At 46.1% G+C, this 17766-nt stretch carries 22 protein-coding genes, 1 pseudogene and 1 riboswitch; of the genes and pseudogenes, 16 read left to right on the top strand and 7 right to left on the bottom strand.

Features of this window, described 5'->3' with window-relative positions:
* Positions 1–41 precede the first annotated feature (41 nt).
* From V5G21_RS03310 to V5G21_RS03290, 5 genes are all read left to right on the top strand, one after another.
* Positions 42–353, top strand: coding sequence for a YunC family protein (locus tag V5G21_RS03310; RefSeq protein ID WP_095326285.1), 312 nt, complete (start codon positions 42–44; stop codon positions 351–353).
* 29 nt (positions 354–382) lie between these two features.
* Positions 383–1177, top strand: coding sequence for a thymidylate synthase (locus V5G21_RS03305; RefSeq protein WP_011247797.1), 795 nt, complete (start codon positions 383–385; stop codon positions 1175–1177).
* Entirely contained in the window at positions 1174–1662 is a 489-nt protein-coding gene (locus V5G21_RS03300; RefSeq protein WP_063609000.1) for a dihydrofolate reductase, read from the top strand. The genes V5G21_RS03305 and V5G21_RS03300 overlap by 4 nt, the downstream gene beginning before the upstream one ends.
* A gap of 55 nt (positions 1663–1717) precedes the next feature.
* On the top strand, positions 1718–2485 hold the full coding sequence (gene yunB, locus V5G21_RS03295) for a sporulation protein YunB (RefSeq protein WP_011247795.1): 768 nt from the start codon (positions 1718–1720) through the stop codon (positions 2483–2485).
* Between the two features lie 77 nt (positions 2486–2562).
* Positions 2563–2736, top strand: a riboswitch (Lysine riboswitch).
* An 89-nt stretch (positions 2737–2825) separates the two neighbouring features.
* A complete protein-coding gene (locus V5G21_RS03290) occupies positions 2826–4463 on the top strand; it encodes a Na+/H+ antiporter NhaC family protein (RefSeq protein ID WP_304527355.1) in 1638 nt (545 codons plus the stop codon).
* A gap of 55 nt (positions 4464–4518) precedes the next feature.
* On the opposite strand, the gene V5G21_RS03285 is transcribed toward V5G21_RS03290, so the two are convergent.
* Positions 4519–5529, bottom strand: coding sequence for a M23 family metallopeptidase (locus V5G21_RS03285; protein ID WP_035203580.1), 1011 nt, complete (start codon positions 5527–5529; stop codon positions 4519–4521).
* Positions 5530–5728: 199 nt separating this feature from the next.
* On the opposite strand from V5G21_RS03285, the gene lipA reads away from it, so the two are divergent.
* Positions 5729–6658 (top strand): lipoyl synthase, encoded by a 930-nt coding sequence (gene lipA, locus V5G21_RS03280; RefSeq protein WP_011247792.1) that lies wholly within the window; start codon positions 5729–5731, stop codon positions 6656–6658.
* A gap of 65 nt (positions 6659–6723) precedes the next feature.
* Here lipA and V5G21_RS03275 read toward each other — a convergent pair whose 3' ends face one another.
* Positions 6724–7266: a YhcN/YlaJ family sporulation lipoprotein gene (locus tag V5G21_RS03275; RefSeq protein ID WP_011247791.1), complete on the bottom strand. Its 543-nt coding sequence runs from the start codon at positions 7264–7266 to the stop codon at positions 6724–6726.
* Between the two features lie 136 nt (positions 7267–7402).
* Between V5G21_RS03275 and V5G21_RS03270 the strand changes: the two genes are divergently transcribed.
* On the top strand, positions 7403–7687 hold the full coding sequence (locus tag V5G21_RS03270) for a YutD family protein (protein ID WP_011247790.1): 285 nt from the start codon (positions 7403–7405) through the stop codon (positions 7685–7687).
* Between the two features lie 144 nt (positions 7688–7831).
* On the opposite strand, the gene V5G21_RS03265 is transcribed toward V5G21_RS03270, so the two are convergent.
* Positions 7832–8086, bottom strand: a complete 255-nt coding sequence (locus tag V5G21_RS03265) for a hypothetical protein (RefSeq protein WP_011247789.1) — start codon at positions 8084–8086, stop codon at positions 7832–7834.
* 68 nt (positions 8087–8154) lie between these two features.
* Between V5G21_RS03265 and V5G21_RS03260 the strand changes: the two genes are divergently transcribed.
* Both V5G21_RS03260 and V5G21_RS03255 read left to right on the top strand, forming a co-directional pair.
* The gene (locus V5G21_RS03260) at positions 8155–8607 is read left to right on the top strand and encodes a DUF86 domain-containing protein (RefSeq protein ID WP_035202701.1); all 453 of its coding nucleotides are present in this window, start codon (positions 8155–8157) and stop codon (positions 8605–8607) included.
* A 16-nt stretch (positions 8608–8623) separates the two neighbouring features.
* Positions 8624–9376, top strand: coding sequence for a TIGR01457 family HAD-type hydrolase (locus V5G21_RS03255; RefSeq protein WP_035202700.1), 753 nt, complete (start codon positions 8624–8626; stop codon positions 9374–9376).
* A 105-nt stretch (positions 9377–9481) separates the two neighbouring features.
* On the opposite strand, the gene V5G21_RS03250 is transcribed toward V5G21_RS03255, so the two are convergent.
* Complete coding sequence (locus tag V5G21_RS03250; protein ID WP_011247786.1) at positions 9482–9970, bottom strand: phosphatidylglycerophosphatase A family protein; 489 nt, start codon at positions 9968–9970, stop codon at positions 9482–9484.
* A gap of 101 nt (positions 9971–10071) precedes the next feature.
* Between V5G21_RS03250 and yutH the strand changes: the two genes are divergently transcribed.
* From yutH to thrB, 4 genes are all read left to right on the top strand, one after another.
* Positions 10072–11112, top strand: coding sequence for a spore coat putative kinase YutH (gene yutH / locus V5G21_RS03245; RefSeq protein ID WP_035202699.1), 1041 nt, complete (start codon positions 10072–10074; stop codon positions 11110–11112).
* A gap of 103 nt (positions 11113–11215) precedes the next feature.
* Positions 11216–12517 (top strand): homoserine dehydrogenase, encoded by a 1302-nt coding sequence (locus V5G21_RS03240; protein WP_035202698.1) that lies wholly within the window; start codon positions 11216–11218, stop codon positions 12515–12517.
* On the top strand, positions 12517–13587 hold the full coding sequence (gene thrC, locus V5G21_RS03235) for a threonine synthase (RefSeq protein WP_011247783.1): 1071 nt from the start codon (positions 12517–12519) through the stop codon (positions 13585–13587). Before V5G21_RS03240 ends, thrC begins: the two co-directional genes overlap by 1 nt.
* Entirely contained in the window at positions 13588–14481 is an 894-nt protein-coding gene (gene thrB, locus V5G21_RS03230) for a homoserine kinase (RefSeq protein WP_011247782.1), read from the top strand.
* Positions 14482–14609: 128 nt separating this feature from the next.
* Here thrB and V5G21_RS03225 read toward each other — a convergent pair whose 3' ends face one another.
* Complete coding sequence (locus V5G21_RS03225; RefSeq protein WP_011247781.1) at positions 14610–14849, bottom strand: NifU family protein; 240 nt, start codon at positions 14847–14849, stop codon at positions 14610–14612.
* Positions 14850–15001: 152 nt separating this feature from the next.
* On the opposite strand from V5G21_RS03225, the gene V5G21_RS03220 reads away from it, so the two are divergent.
* Complete coding sequence (locus V5G21_RS03220) at positions 15002–15316, top strand: YuzD family protein (protein WP_035202697.1); 315 nt, start codon at positions 15002–15004, stop codon at positions 15314–15316.
* Between the two features lie 42 nt (positions 15317–15358).
* Here V5G21_RS03220 and V5G21_RS03215 read toward each other — a convergent pair whose 3' ends face one another.
* Together V5G21_RS03215 and V5G21_RS21390 are read right to left on the bottom strand one after the other, a co-directional pair.
* Complete coding sequence (locus tag V5G21_RS03215; RefSeq protein WP_035203576.1) at positions 15359–16426, bottom strand: NAD(P)/FAD-dependent oxidoreductase; 1068 nt, start codon at positions 16424–16426, stop codon at positions 15359–15361.
* 447 nt (positions 16427–16873) lie between these two features.
* Positions 16874–16993: pseudogene (locus V5G21_RS21390) on the bottom strand (TetR/AcrR family transcriptional regulator); the annotation flags it as partial.
* A 222-nt stretch (positions 16994–17215) separates the two neighbouring features.
* Between V5G21_RS21390 and V5G21_RS03210 the strand changes: the two are divergent.
* Complete coding sequence (locus V5G21_RS03210) at positions 17216–17452, top strand: YuzB family protein (RefSeq protein ID WP_011247778.1); 237 nt, start codon at positions 17216–17218, stop codon at positions 17450–17452.
* Between the two features lie 67 nt (positions 17453–17519).
* A complete protein-coding gene (locus V5G21_RS03205; RefSeq protein WP_011247777.1) occupies positions 17520–17759 on the top strand; it encodes a hypothetical protein in 240 nt (79 codons plus the stop codon).
* Positions 17760–17766: the final 7 nt, after the last annotated feature.

The following is a 17766-nucleotide window of genomic DNA, read 5'->3' as shown; positions in this document are numbered from 1 at the left end:
TCATATGTTGTGGTGAAACAACTTACAAAGGAGCGGGGCCAATGATTGATATTCAGCCAATTACGATTGAGAAGGAAACGTTTGTCGCCATTACGGTCAAATTGCCGAAAACAAACTTTATGGCCGTGACATGCGACACAGGATACATTATGTGTGGGGCCCTTGACGTGAAGCTGTTAAACGAAAAGCTGAAAGAACGAGGAATTATCGCAGGACGTGCGGTTGGCGTGCGCACAATCGAACAGTTGCTTGAAGCGCCGCTGGAATCTGTTACACTCAAGTGTGAGGAGTTAGGCATTCACAAAGGAATGACAGGAAAAGACGCGCTTATAAAAATGAAACAATCGATGTAAATGAATTGAAAACAGGAGTTGACGTTTTTATGGAACAATACTTGCAGTTATGCGAGCACGTTTTGCAAAACGGCTCGCCAAAATCAGATCGGACAGGCACTGGCACCATTAGCGTATTTGGTTACCAAATGCGCTTTGATTTAGAAAAGGGTTTTCCAATTGTCACAACGAAAAAATTGCATATGCGTTCGATCATCCATGAATTGCTTTGGTTTCTAAAAGGCGACACGAACATCCGTTATTTGCAAGAAAATGGCGTTCGTATTTGGAACGAATGGGCGGATGAAAACGGCGACCTTGGGCCTGTTTACGGAAAACAATGGCGCTCCTGGGAAGGGGCAAACGGCAAAACAGTCGACCAAATTACTGAAGTGGTTGAGCAAATAAAAACGAATCCGAATTCTCGCCGCTTAATTGTCAATGCGTGGAATGTCGCGGAGATTGAAGAAATGGCGCTTGCGCCATGCCATTGCTTGTTTCAGTTTTACGTAAACGACGGAAAACTTTCTTGCCAATTGTACCAGCGCAGTGCCGACATTTTTCTTGGCGTTCCTTTTAATATATCGTCTTATGCCCTGTTAACGATGATGATGGCCCAAGTGTGCGGATTAAAGCCTGGCGAATTTATCCATACGTTTGGCGATGCCCATTTGTACAACAACCATATTGAACAGACGAAGCTTCAATTAACGCGTAAACCAAAACAGCTACCTACGATGCATATCAATCCAGAGGTAACAGACCTGTTTGCGTTTACTTACGATGATTTTGAACTGAAACATTATGATCCTTATCCGCATATTAAAGCAGAGGTGTCCGTATGATTGTGTTTGTTTATGCACGAGACGCCCACTATGGCATCGGGAAAGACAACGGATTGCCTTGGCATTTGCCTGCTGATTTGCGCCATTTTAAGCGGACAACGACAGGTCAAACGATTGTCATGGGCCGAAAAACATTTGACTCTATGGGTGGGCCATTGCCGAACCGCAACAACGTTGTTCTCACGAGAAGCCGTTCCTTTCAAGCAGAAGGAGCGGAAGTCATTCATTCACTCGACGATGTCCTGCAACTTAGCAAACAGGAAGCGATTTACGTCATAGGTGGAGCGGAGATTTTTGCGCTGTTATGGGATATATGTGACAAACACATTGTCACGGTCATTGACGAAAAATTTGAAGCGGATACGTTTGTCCCCCCTCTTTCTGAGCAAGAATGGGAGCTTGTGGAGACAGTGCCTGGACCAATTGATGAAAAAAACCGCTATCCCCACGAATATCGGACTTACGTGCGTAAACAAGCAAAATAACAGGTAAGTGTCCCCTTTCTTTTGCATAGAGATGTAAGGAAAGGGAGGGGGACACATGAAACGGTTTAAAGGAGGCCCGATTAAAGGCCAAAAACAAGAAAGAGGGCCGCTTCCTTTTCGCTATGTGCTGCTCATTTCGTCCGTGCTATTCGCGCTTTTGTCCTTGCAAGGGCTTTGGTTTGTCGACCAACAGCTGCGCCCGATTATTTCGCAAATTGCCCATCGGGAAATGGAGCGGATTGCGACGTATACGATTCAGCAAGCGTTGACTGATGAGCTAGGCCAAACTGACATGAACGATATGCTCATTACTGAAACGAACGGAGACGGTCAGATTACGTATGTCACATTGGACACTCAAAAATACAACAAGCTCCTCGGCAATGTCCAACACCGTGTCCATGAGGCGATAAATGCAATCCAACGCAATGAAGACAATACATACGGCGCAAGCGAAGGCACAGTGGCGACGATCCCTTTAGGAAGAGCGCTGAACAACTCGTTATTAAACGATGTCGGGCCAGGCATTCCCCTGCGGTTTGCATTGATTGGCGATGCAAAAGTAGGCATGAAGGACGAAAGCGAGCAGCTGGGCATTAACAATACGAGGCTGTCTTTTTATGTCACGATCGAAGTAGGCATGGATGTGATTTTGCCCTTTTCTGAGACGGCAGATACAGTATCGGTTGAGTTGCCAGCAGGTTTTGCCTTTATTTCTGGGGAAGTGCCGCAGTTTTATGGAGGCCAACTGCCTATCGTCAATTATCCAGCTCTTGAGGCGAATACAGACCAACAACCTGAGGAAGAAAATGACAGTCAATAAAGTCGTATTTTGTCGTTGTCTGGCATAAAAATATGTGATAAACTGATACAGAATTGAATAGGAACACCTCATCTGCCAGATGGGGTAGAGGCGCAAACACCATCAGTACCTTTTTTGAGCGAAGGCCCGCTTTGAAGAAAAGGGAAAGGGGTTTTTGCCGAAGCAAAAAGCAGGGCCTGCTGCTTTTTAGCTGGGCTGGCATTGAAGAAGTGTCGGACTGTCACAGGGAACTGTGGAGAACTACTATGGATGGGACTGTTTATTGTACGGGACAATGATGGAAATCTCCATCATTGTCTTTTTTAATAGAGCAAACAGCCACGTTAAAGGAGAGGTTTTTTTGGAACATGCATTTGGATGGTGGTCGCTATTGCCGCCGATTCTGGCATTAACGCTCGTGATATTGACACGAAAAGTGTTAATCTCTCTCGGGATTGCAATTTTGGTCGGTGCCTTTATGGTGTTTGACCAACATATAGGGCAAGCACTGGCTGGCATATTCCAAACAATCGCCGGATTGTTGTTTTCCTTTGAAGCAGTCGATTCGCCTACATTTTCCGGTGTTGGGCAAGCCATTGCGGATGCACGGTTTGCATTAAATAATTGGGAATTGTATATCGTCTTATTCTTAATGCTGGTTGGCATGGTCGCGAGCTTAATTACATTTTCCGGCGGGGGACAAGCATTCAGCCGCTGGGCGTCAAGACGGATTAAGACGAGAAAGTCATCGTTGTTTTTGCCATTTGTGTTAGGCTTTGTCATTTTTATTGATGATTATTTTAACGCTCTTACTGTCGGCAATATGAGCCGACCATTAACAGACCGATACCGTGTGTCTCGGGCGAAGCTTGCTTACATTGTTGATTCAACGTCAGCGCCCATTTGTGTCATCATGCCTTTATCTAGCTGGGGTGCTTTCATTATCGGGACGTTGGCGACTGTTTTAACTGCTAACCAGTTAGAAGAATTCGGCGCATTCCAAGCATTTTTATACACAGTACCGATTAATTTTTACGCATTAATTGCGCTGTTGTTTATTGTCCTTATCATTTTATTTAACATCGACATTGGCCTAATGAAACGCCATGAAGACCGGGCAAAAGCCACTGGTGAATTGACGGACCCGGCAAAAGGCGATGTGCCTGGCGATTTAGATGAAGCACTCGTCATGACTAATGGCCGCGTTTATCAGCTATTTTTGCCGATCATTGCCCTTGTCATTGCCACCACTTCCCTTTTGTTTTACACTGGCGCAACGGCAGCTGCTGCGGAAGGGTTGCCGGCGACAATGCTCAATATGCTCGAATACACGGATATCGGCTATTCGCTCCTTCTCGGCAGTTGCATTGGTTTTATCGTTGCTGTTGCGACAACGTTAGCGTCTAAGCCAAATTTGCCAGACTTCGGAAAAGCATTGAAAGCTGGTTTGGCGGCAATGATGCCGGCTATTTACATTTTAGTGCTTGCCTGGACGACGATTGAAATGATTAATCGCTTAGGAACAGGCGCGTTTTTAGCATCATTAGTGAGTGACTCTGTCAATCCTGGCTTTTTGCCTGTAATCCTGTTCTTAATTGCTTGTTTTTCTGGGCTTGCGACAGGGACGTCGTGGGGAACATTTGGTATTTTGCTGCCGATTGCCGGGCAAATGGCAGCACTGATTGAGCCGTCGATGGCGATCCCAATGTTTGCAGCTGTTTTAGCCGGTTCGATTTTTGGCGACCACATCTCGCCGATTTCCGATACAACGGTTTTGTCGGCAGCTGGTTCTGGCGCTCATCACATGGATCATGTGATGACGCAGTTGCCTTATGCGGTGTTAACGGCCATAATCGCAGGTGTTGCTTTTCTCGTCCTTGGTTTCTTCGGCCCGATTTTTGCTTGGATTGCTGCTGGTGCCCTCCTCGCTGTTACGGTGTTGGCACTTCAAGCGCTTAATAAACAAGCTTCAGGCAAGAAAACAGCCCAATCATCATAACTCTAACAGCCTGCCAGGATCTCGACTAATGCGAGCGACTGGCAGGCTTATTTGTTTACGAATTGTTTTTTTTCGCGTTTTTGTCCGCGCGCTCCCATTGTTTTAACGAAGGAAATGGGTCAAATGACCATTCGCTGATACCGTTATCCCTGTACATTCCGTAATGAAGATGAGGCGGGAATTTACCTTGTGTTCCTGGTTTGCCGTAGCCTGAGCTGCCACAGTAACCGATGACTTGTCCTGCCTTTACAATCGACCCTTTCTCTAATCCTTTTTCATAGCCATTTAAGTGGGCGTAATAGTGATAAATGTTGTCAAGGTCGCGTATGCCTACACGCCAGCCGCCGTAAGGATTCCAACCAATCGTTTCAACGATGCCGTATGAAGAAGATTGGATCGGGACATTGTAATTGGCGAAAATGTCGGTCCCTTCATGAATGCGCCTACCGCCCCAGCCTCGCTTGGCTCCCCACGTGCTACGGTAGCTATAATGATGGTGAAGGGGCATGACAAAAGCATGTTGATGTAAGTCGAGCGTTTGAAACGTTTCGTATACTTTGGCATGGCCACTGACAATGTTAACGCTTTGTTCACGTTGGTAAAAATGCCAGAGGGCAATACGGAAATCCTCATCTGAGTAACCGTGAGACTCTAAATAGCGAGCAAATGTATAAAGGACGTCTTCATCATCCTCAATGTTTGCTTTCCCATCGCCATTTCCATCAAGGCCGATTCCTTCAAATAAGCTGATTGTCGTTGGATCATTGTCGTTTATGTTTGGATTAAGTGCGCCAACCCATTCTTCTTTTGGATAGTAAATAGACACAAGGCCTTTTGCTTGTTCTCGGTCCCTTAACGCTTTCCGTAAACCCCGTTCGTAGGAGTCGACAGCTGCTAAATAGGGCCAAGGGACGCTCGTAAGAACTTCCATTTTTTTATACAAAGCAAGCCTTTCTGAATATAAGTTTGGATCTGTCTGCTTTTGCGCACTTGCAGCTGTGTCTGGCCAAAAACTAGAAAAACTAAGAAGAACAACAAGCAAACATAGCCATACACGGCGTCGCAAATAAGACAATTGTGCTAGCTCCTTTCTATGGGGTTTTGTATAGTTTTCGGCCAATTGGCCGAAATGATGACAGAGAATCTTTACCAGTTGCAGCGTGTACTAATGTTGGAATAATTCCGTTTCCCTTGTTGGTTCGAGGTAGAATTCATGGTACGATAATAGAAGAGATCGGTTCATTTGCAGAAGGGTGGGAGTGACAATGCCAGAAAAAGATGAAAAAGAGCAGCATATGCGCAAACCGGACTGGCTAAAAATCAAGCTAAATACAAACGAGTCTTATACAGGCTTGAAAAAAATGATGCGTGAGAAAAAACTACATACCGTATGTGAAGAAGCACGCTGCCCGAACATCCATGAATGTTGGGCGGTTCGAAAAACGGCTACTTTTATGATCCTTGGCGATATTTGTACACGAGGTTGCCGTTTTTGTGCAGTCAAGACAGGCTTGCCAACGGAGCTTGACTTGCAAGAGCCAGAGCGCGTGGCGGAATCCGTGGAGACCATGGGGTTAAAACATGTCGTTATTACTGCTGTTGCCCGTGATGATTTAAAAGACGGCGGCGCCGCAGTGTTTGCCGAAACGGTACGAGCCGTACGCCGGAAAAACCCATTTTGCACAATTGAAGTTTTGCCTTCTGACATGCTTGGCAATGAATCAAGCTTGCAAACATTAATGGATGCGCGCCCGAATATAATGAATCATAATATCGAAACCGTAAGAAGGCTGACGCCAAAAGTTAGAGCACGAGCAAAATATGACCGCACACTCGAGTTTTTGCGGAGAGCCAAAGAAATGCATCCTGATATTCCGACTAAATCGAGCCTAATGGTAGGCCTAGGGGAAACAAAGGAAGAAATTTTAGAAACAATGGATGATTTGCGGGCTAATAATGTTGACATTTTGACAATTGGCCAATATTTACAACCTACAAAGAAACATTTAAAAGTCATTAAGTATTACCATCCAGACGAATTTGCCGAGTTAAAGGAAATCGCAATGCAAAAAGGCTTTAGCCATTGCGAGGCGGGACCGCTTGTCCGTTCGTCATACCATGCAGACGAACAAGTGAACCAAGCGCAAGTGAACATGGAAGCAAGAAAAGCACAAGGGGAGCAACAGCGCGTATAAACCGATGCTTAATAGCAGAGACAAGCAACAGTGTGGAACGATTATGCAAGATGCATAATCGTTCTCTACTGATTGCCCTGTGGGTATTGTTTAAATGTTTCGATCGTATCTTGTAAAACATGTTGATAGCCATTACCAGATGGCAGTGAAGCAAAACGCTCAATATCTCTTATGCGAGCACGGTCGTTTGCCACGTATACCTCGTAAAAACGCGGCAGTGAAGCCGATGCCGCCCGTTTAACTTGTTCGGCCACTTCTTCTTCTGTCATTTGCTGTGCTCGATCTTCATACACAACGAGCGCATATTTGTCAGTGACAAGCGTTGCGGCTTCTTCAATTTGCTCAAGGCTAAGGACTAACCGGGTGACCACATCGGCAAGCATCCCTCTATCAACTGTTAAGGCGCCAACGGTATTGTTTGCCCGTCCTACTTCGTTTTCGGTATAGCGGGAAAACCCATAACCAAAATCTCTGCCTGTTTCCGCCATAAGTGTATCATTGTCCAATGTTTGCATGCGTTGTCCATTATTATCGAGACCAGCATTGTTGCCTGTGCAAGCGCACAGCAATAGGAGGCTTGCCACAGCAGGCACAAAGCGATTCTTCATAAGAACCAGCTCCTTTCATTCATAGCATGCGCACTTTTAAGAAAAGCTAACTGTAACAAAATATGGCTAAAGGCAAGCATGTCTTTTGTTCCTATGGTAAAATAACAGCAGACCAATCCGATTTGAGGTGCGTACGATGGTGACGATTTCAGGCATTGAATATGAAGTCCTCGAAAACGAGCGCAATGGTTGGAATGAAGAGGCGTTCAAAGCGCGGTACAGCGATGTGCTGAACAAATATGATTACATCGTCGGCGATTGGGGCTACAACCAACTGCGGTTGCGCGGCTTTTTTGATGACAAAAACAAAAAATCAACATTCGATAAAAAAATAAGCACGTTACCCGACTATCTTTACGAGTATTGCAATTTTGGTTGCGCTTATTTTGTCTTGCGAAAAGTAAGGAAACAAGCTATGTAAACGGAGCGCTACTCCGTTTGAGGTTGTCGACAAAGTCGGCAAAATCACTCAGACTAAATAGAAAATGCTTGGCAGCCGAGGCGAACAACGAAGGATGCGAGCGTTTGGCTCCATTCTGAAAATAAAACGGAGCAAAGCTCCGTTTTATTTGTCGTGTGGTGGATGGTGATTCGGATATTTCCGGGGTAAGCCTGCATGAAGGTCTTTGTTTACATAATTAAAAGCACTATAAGTGCGCTGGCCTTCTTTCCATTCGGTTGTTTTATTCACGACCGGTTCCTCTTTTCCGACTGGTGCCCCGTAAGGCCCTTCAGGCAATTCTTCCGGAATAATATAAAGGTGCATTGCTTCGACATTCGTGAACTCGTCATACGCTTGTCGGGCTTTCCTTTTTGCCATCTGATCACCTCCATCCTCAGTCTGCCCGAAAAGTGGCAAACAATAGCTGGGAAAAGGAGTAGGTATCCATGTATTTTGTTGACAGGCAGCGGATCGAACAAACGCTTGATTATATGGAACATTTATTAAAAATGATGAAGGAAGAGGCGTTTGGTACGAGCGACAAGGACCGCCTTGCATTAGAACGAACTGCTTCTGTGCTCATTGAAGCAGTCATTGACGTCGGCAACCAGATGATTGATGCCTTCATTATGCGTGATCCAGGAGGATATGAAGATATTATCGACATCTTGCTCGATGAAAAAGTCATTACAGACGAAACGGCAGCAGGGTTAAAACAGTTGATTCGCCGCCGTAAAGCGCTTGTCTATCAGTATGCAAGCTTAGAAGCGAACGACGTATGGAGCTGGCTCCAGGAAAGCCAGCCAAGTTTGGAAGCTTTCCCGCCTGCTGTCCGCCAATATTTAAAAAATGAACTTGGCGTCATTACCGCTTTTCTTCCAGATAAAGACACTCGTTAACGCATAGAGGTGGACAATGAAGACCTATAAAAGCTACTTATTTGATTTAGATGGGACCGTATATCATGGCAATGAGCCAATCGTAAGCGCAATCCATTTTATCAATAAATTGGCCAACAGCCATATTCCTTATGGCTTTGTTACGAACAATTCAACGAGAAGCCCCAAACAAGTTGCCAAAAGATTAAATGGAATGGGCATCTTAGCCGAGCCTTGGCAAATTATGACTTCTAGCGTAGCGACAGCCTCTTATTTACAAGCAAAAATGCCCCATTCCGCGCTTTATATTATTGGCGAAGAAGGGCTGTTTGAAGCATTGGCAGCCTTTGCGCAGACAGAGGACAAGCCTGATGCCGTCGTCATTGGGCTGGATCGGGCGATTACCCATGAAAAACTGAGCAAAGCAGCCCGCTTTGTTGCTAATGGAGCTGCCTTGATTGCGACAAATCCAGACGCGATGATTACAACCGAGTCAGGGCTTGTTGTCGGCAACGGCGCCCTTGTAGCAGCGGTGGCGTATGCAACAAAAACAGAACCAATTGTCATTGGCAAACCAGGAGCTGCGATTGTTGAAGCTGCCATCAAACAGTTAAAGCTTGACCCGCGTCACACTGTTTTTGTCGGCGACAATTATGATACAGACTTGCTTGCTGGCATTCATGCTGGCATCGACACGATCCATGTACAAACAGGAATCACAACCGATTTATCTGCGTATAAAATTCAACCGACATATAGCATCCCTTCTTTAGACGACTGGCCAATATAAAGGGAGCTTTGCCGGTCCCTTCGTTATTGGAAAGGGTGCTGTGTGCTTCGTCCGTTTTCCGGTAATTGCCTCTCAGCTAAGCCAGCCACGATCAATGTGGCTGGCTTATTCCGTGTTCGCTTTTCTATGGGCGAGCCTGCTTGAGGCGGCCGCAGCAATCGCGCCGACAATATCATCGAGAAATGTATGGCAAGCGCCTGTCGATTTATCGTTTAATTTCTTTAATATTCCTGGTTTTTGTTTATCAATATAACCATAATTCGTGAGCCCGATAGAGCCGTAAACGTTGACGATTGACAATGCGATAATTTCATCTACGCCATAAAGCCCTTCATCACGTGCTAAAATCTCTTGCAAAGGTGATTCCAAGCATTTCTTTTCAGTTAGCAAATCTAGTTGAATCCCCGTTAACACTGCATTTTGGACTTCCCGTTTGGAAAGAACACGTTCAACATTTTCTAAGCATAGCGCTAGTGATAAGCCAGGATGGTATTTTTCTTGCAGGAAGTACACGAGAACGGCGATGTCATGCAAACTGACTCCGCGATCTTGCAACCATTCTTTTGCCTTCTCTGCCACCGCGTCTTTTCCCATTATGTTCCTCCCTTAACCTTCTTTTTATAGTCTACGTGCAAGCACACATTTTATGCGATGGGCTCATAGACTAAAGGGATTGGAGCAAGGAGGGAACTACATTGCTGGAACGGAATTTGTATGACCAGTATAAGCTTTACTGTGACGAGCGTTTTACTGTTGGGCCGTATGAAGGTTTCAGAGCAAATAACCAAGCCTATATCATTTTGCCAAAGGATGAATGCATGGCCGAGGAAGTGGAGATGATGGCGTTTTGCGACTTCATGCGCCAAGCAGGCGATGAATCTGTCCTTGAACTTGTACCAAATCGCTTCAACCAGTCTTCCGCCTTAATTGATGGCGTTGAGGCCTACGTGTTCAAAGTCCCCGAATTTAACGAATTTCGCGGCGTCCGGATTCAATCGGAGTGGGATTTAGGGGAGCAGCTTTTTACATGGCATAAGCGCGGTCAACAAGGGCGCCAACATTGGAAAAAGGCTAGTTTTCCACCATGGCAAGAGCTATGGGCGACCAGGTTGGAACAGCTTGAAGATTGGTACCAAGCGCTCGTGAACCAAGGGCCCCAGACGACAACCGATGAAGCATTTCTCTGCACATATCCTTACTTTATGGGAATGACAGAAAATGCGATTCAATTTGCTGTTGATACTCAATTAGATGTTAAAAAGGAACTACATGATGAACCGACGATTTGCCATCGTCGGTTTGGAGAGACAAGTTGGCTTTATATGTCTGAACGGGGCCACATTGTCAAACCGCCTACTGCCTTTTTATATGACCACCCAGCACGCGATTTAGCCGAATGGATCCGTGAGAACAGGCCAATGGGGGAAACTAGGCAGAACTGGGAGCGGATCGCTTCATTTTTTGGGGGGTATGAAGAGTGGCAAGTGCTTACTCCCTATACGTGGCAAATGATGTATGCCCGCTTGATTTTCCCACTGCATTATTTTGAAGTGATTGAAAACTATTACCAAGCACAGCTTCCCCATGAACAACGTGAGTATGGAAAGCAATTCCAACAGTTGCTTGATCGGGAAACAAGCAATGCCGATTTCCTCGGAGAATTGGCAGAAGAGGCAAAACTAAGCCGTTACCCACAAATGCCATTGCTTGATTGGTTAAAAGGCCAGACTTTATAGAGCGTTGCCTAAAGTAATGCTTGAATTCGCAGGCAATTCCTTTTATAATGTCCATTATAAGAAAACACATGTATTTTATATAAGGACAGTGGGGAGTGTTAGTGTGGGGGAACGAGCGATTCAAGTTGGCCTTTTAGGCTTAGGGACGGTTGGCACTGGCGTAGTGTCGATTGTGGAACGGCATCAAAATGAATTGGCGCACCAAGCCGGAAGGCCAGTCGCGATAAAAAAAGCACTCGTCAAACAAATAGATAAAGTGCGAGGATCTGAAGTAAACGGTGTGGAATTGACAACAAATCCAGAAGATATTCTTGACGACCCAGATTTGGATGTTGTCATCGAAGTCATGGGCGGAGTAAACGAGACGAAGCAACTGCTTGAAAAAGCCATTCGCCAGAAAAAGCATATTGTTACGGCCAACAAAGACCTCATGGCTGAATGGGGTGCTTCGCTGCTCGCGCTTGCGGCCGAGCAAGGGGTGGACGTTTATTATGAAGCGAGCGTAGCTGGAGGCATCCCGATTTTGCGGACGATCACGGAAGGGTTGTCGGCTGACCGGATTACAAAAATGATGGGAATTGTCAATGGCACGACCAACTATATATTAACGAAGATGAGCCAGGAAAACCGCTCCTATGAAGATGTACTCAAGGAAGCGCAAGAGCTGGGGTTTGCTGAAGCGGATCCAACTGCTGACGTAGAAGGGCTGGATGCAGCTAGGAAAATGGCGATTTTAGCGACGCTCGGCTTTTCAGCGCCTGTCCAGCTTAGTGATGTCGCCGTGAAAGGAATCACCAATGTATCGGGCAAAGACTTGCATTTTTGCGAGCAACTCGGGCTTACGATGAAGTTGATCGGCGTCGCCAAAAGAGATGAGGGGCGGTTGGAAGTATGTGTTGAACCAACACTTTTGCCATCTGACCACCCACTAGCCAGCGTACAAAATGAATACAATGCTGTCTTTGTCCACGGGGAAGCCGTTGGCGAAACGATGTTTTACGGGCCTGGAGCTGGCTCATTGCCGACTGCAACTGCAGTCGTAAGCGACCTCGTGTCGGTCATGAAAAATATGCGCCATCGCGTCAATGGCTACGCGGCCATGAAGCCATTGTACGAAGCAGTGTTTAAAGAAGAGCAGGAAAAGCAATCACAGTTTTTTATTCGCCTGCATGTAGAAGACCGAACTGGTACGTTTTCAAGCATTACGTCGTTATTTGCTAGATACGACGTCAGCTTTGAAAAGCTTTTGCAGCTTCCACTGGAAGAGGATCAAATGGCGGAAATTGTCATCATTACACATGTAACCAATCGTGCTGTATATAAGGAATTAATGGAAGAGCTTGAGCAGCTAGATGTGGTTAAAACGATAGCAAGCTCGTACCGAGTTGAGGGAGGAAAAGGATAATGGCTGCTTGGGCAGGACTTTTAAAAGAATACGGCTCGTATTTGCCGATTACGGAAAACACGCCGGCATTGACGCTTGGCGAGGGCAATACGCCTTTAATTAAACTCGAACATTTATCAGAAGAGTGGGGCGTAGAGCTTTATGTGAAGTATGAAGGGGCAAACCCGACTGGCTCGTTTAAAGACAGAGGAATGGTTGTTGCTGTCGCAAAAGCAAAAGAAGAAGGGGCGCAGGCACTTATTTGCGCCTCAACAGGCAATACGTCTGCGGCAGCTTCCGCCTACGGGGCCCGCGCGGGGCTTCGTTCAATTGTCGTCATTCCAAAAGGCAAAACGGCACTTGGGAAAGTAGCCCAAGCGGCGATGTACGGAGCAGAAATCATTGAAATTGAAGGAAACTTTGACCGCGCTCTTGCGCTCGTAAGAGAATTATGTGAAACGGAGCCAATTGCCCTTGTCAACTCGGTCAACCCATATAGGCTCCACGGCCAAAAGACAGCAGCTTTTGAAATTTGTGATGCGCTAGGGGCTGCTCCAGATGTATTGGCGATCCCTGTCGGAAATGCCGGAAACATCTCTGCTTATTGGATGGGCTTTAAAGAATACGATGAGTTGCACCAAACGGGCCGGCCGCGTATGCATGGATTTGAAGCGGAAGGGGCGGCAGCGATTGTGAAGCAACATGTCATTGAGCACCCAGAGACGATTGCCACTGCCATCCGCATCGGCAATCCGGCGAGTTGGAAATTGGCTGTACAAGCTGCGAATGAATCAAAAGGCGAAATCGACTTAGTGACGGACGAAGAAATTGTCGAGGCGTACCGGGAAATAGCGAAAAAAGAAGGCATATTTGCTGAACCAGGTTCATGTGCATCATTGGCTGGCTTAAAAAAACACATTCAAGCAGGGAAAGTAGCAAAGGGCTCCAAAATTGTCGCCGTTCTAACTGGCAATGGCTTGAAGGACCCGACAACAGCTATAGATCTTTCCAATGTGCAAACGACAACGGTTGAAGATTCAAAAACAGCGTTGGCCGATTACTTAATGGCCACAAAGCCGGCGGTCAAGTAAATGGCTTTTTCGATTACTGTTCCAGCCAGCACAGCCAATTTAGGGCCAGGATTTGATTCCATTGGCCTTGCTTTAAACCGTTATTTGCACTTGGAAGTTGAACAAGCAAGCAAGTGGTCGTTTATTTGTTCTTCGCCTGGCCTGGAGAATATAGGTACCGATAATTTAGTGACAAAAGCCGCTACGTTTGCGAGCAAAGAGTGGGGCAAGGTTTTGCCCCCGTGTCAAGTGGTCATGAAGAACGATATTCCTCTTTCAAAAGGATTCGGCAGCAGTGCCGCGGCAATTGTCGCTGGCATTGAATTGGCTGCTTCAGTTTGTGGCCAGTTTGCTTCAAAAGCGGAAAAGGCCCGTCTTGCTTCCTTATGGGAGGGACATCCAGATAATGTTGCTGCTTCAATTTATGGAGGCTTAGTGATTGGCACACATAGCGAAGAGTCGACGGAGATCCTTCATGTTGAAGCGCCAAACATCGACCTTGTTGCCCTTATCCCATCGAAGACATTGGCTACGAAAAAAGCGCGTGCGGTTTTGCCAGATATGCTATCGTACAAGGAAGCTGTTCAGGCAAGTTCAGTCGCCAATGTACTGGCAGCGGCACTTGTCAAGCAAGATTGGGAACTTGTAGGCAAAATGATGTTAGCAGACCGCTTCCACCAGCCTTACCGGCAGCAGTTGATTCCTCACTTGCCAGACGTTTGCGCTTATGCCCAGGCAGATGAGGACGCATACGGTGCAGCGCTTAGCGGTGCAGGGCCTATTATTCTTTGCTTAGTAAAAGAAGGGAAAGGCGAGGCGTTTGCAAGCCGCCTTCATAAGCAATTTCCTGCATGCCGTGCAGAAGTTATGCGCCCAGCTGTTCAAGGATCAGCCGTGTCGATTGCCCAAGCATAGTTTTTTACTTAAGGCTAGCAGGAGCGTTTGACAAATGATATGGACACGTAAAAGAAGCCGACCTTTTGGGTCGGCTTTTGTGTGCAAAACAGCAGCATGGAAACGATGCTGCTGTTGATTTTTAGCGATTAAAAGACTTGTTCAATCTCCGTAATGCCTGGTACTTCTTCAAGAAGAGCACGTTCAATTCCAGCTTTCAACGTAATCGTTGAACTTGGGCATGAACCGCATGCACCTAGAAGGCGAACTTTTACGACGCCATCTTCTACGTCAATCAGCTCAACGTCGCCGCCGTCACGAAGCAAAAACGGACGAAGCTTGTCAAGTACTTCTTGGACTTGCTCCATCAACTCAGTGCTTGTTTCCATTCGAACCACTCCTTTCTGCTTATTCTCCATTATAATAGGCGCGTTAAAAAAAATCCATGCATTGCTACCATCTTTCTCGATTTTTATCATACAGGCGTTGCCAGATTTGCCGGTGCTCATGTAAGCTGTAAGGAAAGAATGGGGGAGAACAAATGGCTAAATCAATCATGTTTACCATTTATGGCGCTAAACAAAAATGTGCTTCTTGCGTGCATTTGCCTAGTGCATTAGATACAAAGGAATGGCTTGAAGCGGCTTTAACACGGAAATTCCCACAGGCGCCGCTTGAGTTTCATTATGTCGATATTGACGAACCGCAGTCATCGGACGAAAAACAGCGCTTAGCTGCAGCGATTTTAAATGAAGAGTATTTTTATCCGCTCGTCGTTTTAAATGGGGAAGTGGTTGCAGAAGGCAACCCGAATTTAAAAATGATTGCTGAAAAAGTGGAAGCGATTCTCGCCTAATAAACAAGCACACTGTCGTCAAACAGTGTGCTTAACAAGTCATCAACCGGAATGGTATTTGTACATCCACAGCACGCCGCTTTTTAGAATCCGCGGCACTCTGCCTGTAAGGGGTCTTTCACCCATCATGCCAAAGCCATGTTTTTTGCCAAGTGAACCGAGTACACCTTTTAATTTAATGCGTGGCAACGTCTTAGGCAATGCCTCGCCTTTCCATTGATGTTTTAAAATCGTTACAATTTGCTCTGCTTGTGATTCGGCAAGCTGGGCGCTTGGCGCATGAGGCAGGCTTGCACAGTCGCCGACAACAAAAACATCAGGATGATCTGGTATAAAGTGTTGGGGAGTCAAGACAATCCGACCAGAGCGGTCTTTTTCAACGTCAAGAGCGCGGACAACATCAACAGGCTGAACGCCAGCCGTCCAAATAACTGCATCGGTTGCGATGCGCTCGTCATGGTTGTAAATCGCCCCAGGTTCGACTTTCGTAATGTTGGAGTTGTTGCTGACATCGACTCCGTGTTCGACAAACCAGTTTTGCACATACGTGCTTAATTTTTTCGGAAACATTGACAAAATGTAATCGCCGCGGTCAAATAGGCGAATCGTCAAATCGGGCCGACTTTCCCGCAGTTCACTAGCAAGCTCAACACCGCTTAAACCACCGCCAACAATGGAGACGACTCCCTCTGGACGAACGTTGTTGAGCGCTTCATATGTTCTTCTTGTGGCGCCCATTGTTTGAATGCTGTACGTATACTGGTCAGCTCCAGGCACGCCGTGGAAATTGTCTGTGCAACCGAGACCAATGACGAGTTTGTCAAACGGAATCGACTCGCCATTGTCAAGGTCAATCGTTGAATCGTGCAAATGGATGGCCGTAACGGTCGCGTATTTGATGCGCAAGCGCTCATCTTCGGGAAAAGAGACGCGCAAATGATGGTCCGACGCTGTTCCGGCAGCAAGAGCGTAGTATTCGGTTTTTAAACAATGATAAGGGAGCTGATCGACAAGGATGATTTCCCAGTCCTTTGGCAAGTCGTTAGGCAATAACCGCTGTAACAAGCGCATGCCACCATATCCTGCTCCTAATACGACGAGTTTCTTCATGGAAAAAGGTCTCCTTCTTTTTGAAATGGTGCCAAAACTTGTCTCTACAAGTGTCATTATTTTTTCAACAAGACCGATGCAAGTTGGTTCATGGCGGAATGCATGCAACCCATAAGCAACATGGCTGTTAATAATGTGGGCGAGTAAGCTGTGGTCAATGGCGCCAGCAACCCACTCTTCTTTCGTTTCTTCTAGCAGCTGCTTCCAATGGGTGAGCAGGCTATCTTCGTGCTCAGCAGCATGTTTCCAAATGAGCACCGTTAATGTAGGGTGAATATCGTAGTCTTCCAATAAGTAGAGCAGGCTTGCCCGAATATTTGTTAGCAGTGGCTGGCTGCCAGCACCGATGGATTGACTGTTTGCCAGCAAGAGCAGCCGCTCTTCTGCAAGCGCATGCAAAATCGATTCTTTTGTAGGAAAATGGTTAAAAAATGTCCCCTTTGCTACACGGGCATGATTGGTAATTTCTTGTACCGTTGTAGAGTGAAACCCTTTTTGATGAAAAAGGGCCACGGCCGCATTTAAAATGGCCAAACGGGTCTTTTTCTTTTTCTGGAGGACGGCCATAATGGTCCACCAATAACAGTGGCGGGTTCACCCCCAATTTGTAAGGATATGAAAAAAGTGACCTCGGTCAGTTTTGATTATACCGATTGATGAGAGATCCGACAACCGTTTTTGAACGTTTTGTTACAAAATGAATGAGTGCTTCACTGTTCTGGGGGTCTTAAAAAGGGATGATTGACTTTAGTGGACAGACAGAGTAGCATAACGGTTGAGGTGACGCACATGAGACCGATTATCGAATTTTGTTTGAGCAACTTGGCAAGCGGATCACATGATGCGATGGAAGAGCTAGAAAAAGACCCGAATTTGGATATTATTGAATACGGTTGCCTCAACCATTGCGGCACATGTGCGCTCGACCATTTCGCTCTCGTTAACGGCGAGTATATAGCTGGAGATACCCCAGAAGAGTTGGTTTCCAATATTTATAAATATTTAGAAGAAAATCCTATGTTTTAAGTGCTGCTAGATAAGGAAGCTGCACCTACTTTGTTGCAGCTCCTTTCGATGATAAAGGAGCGATAAAATGGCCTTTTTACCATTTAGCCATACATGGCCTTATGAGCAGCAAGGCAAAGACTTTTATATTGAAACATGCCCTTATTGCCAAACGGAACACGTGCTGACTCCCCTGAAAGAAAAGGATGTCGCACAGGCAAAAGAGTCATTTAAAGTTCGCCTTGTCATGCCATGTTGCCATAAAGTGATGACCATTGTTGAAGCGGATGACGATTATTTTTGGGCAGACGAACCGTTAAGAAAGTGAGGAAGAA

It is taken from the genome of Shouchella rhizosphaerae, assembly GCF_036700015.1.
Taxonomy (GTDB): Bacteria; Bacillota; Bacilli; order Bacillales; family Bacillaceae_D; genus Shouchella; species Shouchella rhizosphaerae.
This window is presented reverse-complemented; position numbering and strand designations above follow the sequence as displayed.

What these genes read in the sequence shown, in the direction of transcription:
- V5G21_RS03310 (WP_095326285.1), top strand. Translation starts at nt 42, where the DNA reads ATGATTGATATTCAGCCAATTACGATTGAGAAGGAAACGTTTGTCGCC.
- V5G21_RS03305 (WP_011247797.1), top strand. Translation starts at nt 383, where the DNA reads ATGGAACAATACTTGCAGTTATGCGAGCACGTTTTGCAAAACGGCTCG.
- V5G21_RS03300 (WP_063609000.1), top strand. Translation starts at nt 1,174, where the DNA reads ATGATTGTGTTTGTTTATGCACGAGACGCCCACTATGGCATCGGGAAA.
- yunB (WP_011247795.1), top strand. Translation starts at nt 1,718, where the DNA reads ATGAAACGGTTTAAAGGAGGCCCGATTAAAGGCCAAAAACAAGAAAGA.
- lipA (WP_011247792.1), top strand. Translation starts at nt 5,729, where the DNA reads ATGCCAGAAAAAGATGAAAAAGAGCAGCATATGCGCAAACCGGACTGG.
- V5G21_RS03275 (WP_011247791.1), bottom strand. Translation starts at nt 7,266, where the DNA reads ATGAAGAATCGCTTTGTGCCTGCTGTGGCAAGCCTCCTATTGCTGTGC.
- V5G21_RS03270 (WP_011247790.1), top strand. Translation starts at nt 7,403, where the DNA reads ATGGTGACGATTTCAGGCATTGAATATGAAGTCCTCGAAAACGAGCGC.
- V5G21_RS03265 (WP_011247789.1), bottom strand. Translation starts at nt 8,086, where the DNA reads ATGGCAAAAAGGAAAGCCCGACAAGCGTATGACGAGTTCACGAATGTC.
- V5G21_RS03260 (WP_035202701.1), top strand. Translation starts at nt 8,155, where the DNA reads ATGTATTTTGTTGACAGGCAGCGGATCGAACAAACGCTTGATTATATG.
- V5G21_RS03255 (WP_035202700.1), top strand. Translation starts at nt 8,624, where the DNA reads ATGAAGACCTATAAAAGCTACTTATTTGATTTAGATGGGACCGTATAT.
- V5G21_RS03250 (WP_011247786.1), bottom strand. Translation starts at nt 9,970, where the DNA reads ATGGGAAAAGACGCGGTGGCAGAGAAGGCAAAAGAATGGTTGCAAGAT.
- thrC (WP_011247783.1), top strand. Translation starts at nt 12,517, where the DNA reads ATGGCTGCTTGGGCAGGACTTTTAAAAGAATACGGCTCGTATTTGCCG.
- thrB (WP_011247782.1), top strand. Translation starts at nt 13,588, where the DNA reads ATGGCTTTTTCGATTACTGTTCCAGCCAGCACAGCCAATTTAGGGCCA.
- V5G21_RS03225 (WP_011247781.1), bottom strand. Translation starts at nt 14,849, where the DNA reads ATGGAAACAAGCACTGAGTTGATGGAGCAAGTCCAAGAAGTACTTGAC.
- V5G21_RS03220 (WP_035202697.1), top strand. Translation starts at nt 15,002, where the DNA reads ATGGCTAAATCAATCATGTTTACCATTTATGGCGCTAAACAAAAATGT.
- V5G21_RS03215 (WP_035203576.1), bottom strand. Translation starts at nt 16,426, where the DNA reads ATGAAGAAACTCGTCGTATTAGGAGCAGGATATGGTGGCATGCGCTTG.
- V5G21_RS03210 (WP_011247778.1), top strand. Translation starts at nt 17,216, where the DNA reads ATGAGACCGATTATCGAATTTTGTTTGAGCAACTTGGCAAGCGGATCA.
- V5G21_RS03205 (WP_011247777.1), top strand. Translation starts at nt 17,520, where the DNA reads ATGGCCTTTTTACCATTTAGCCATACATGGCCTTATGAGCAGCAAGGC.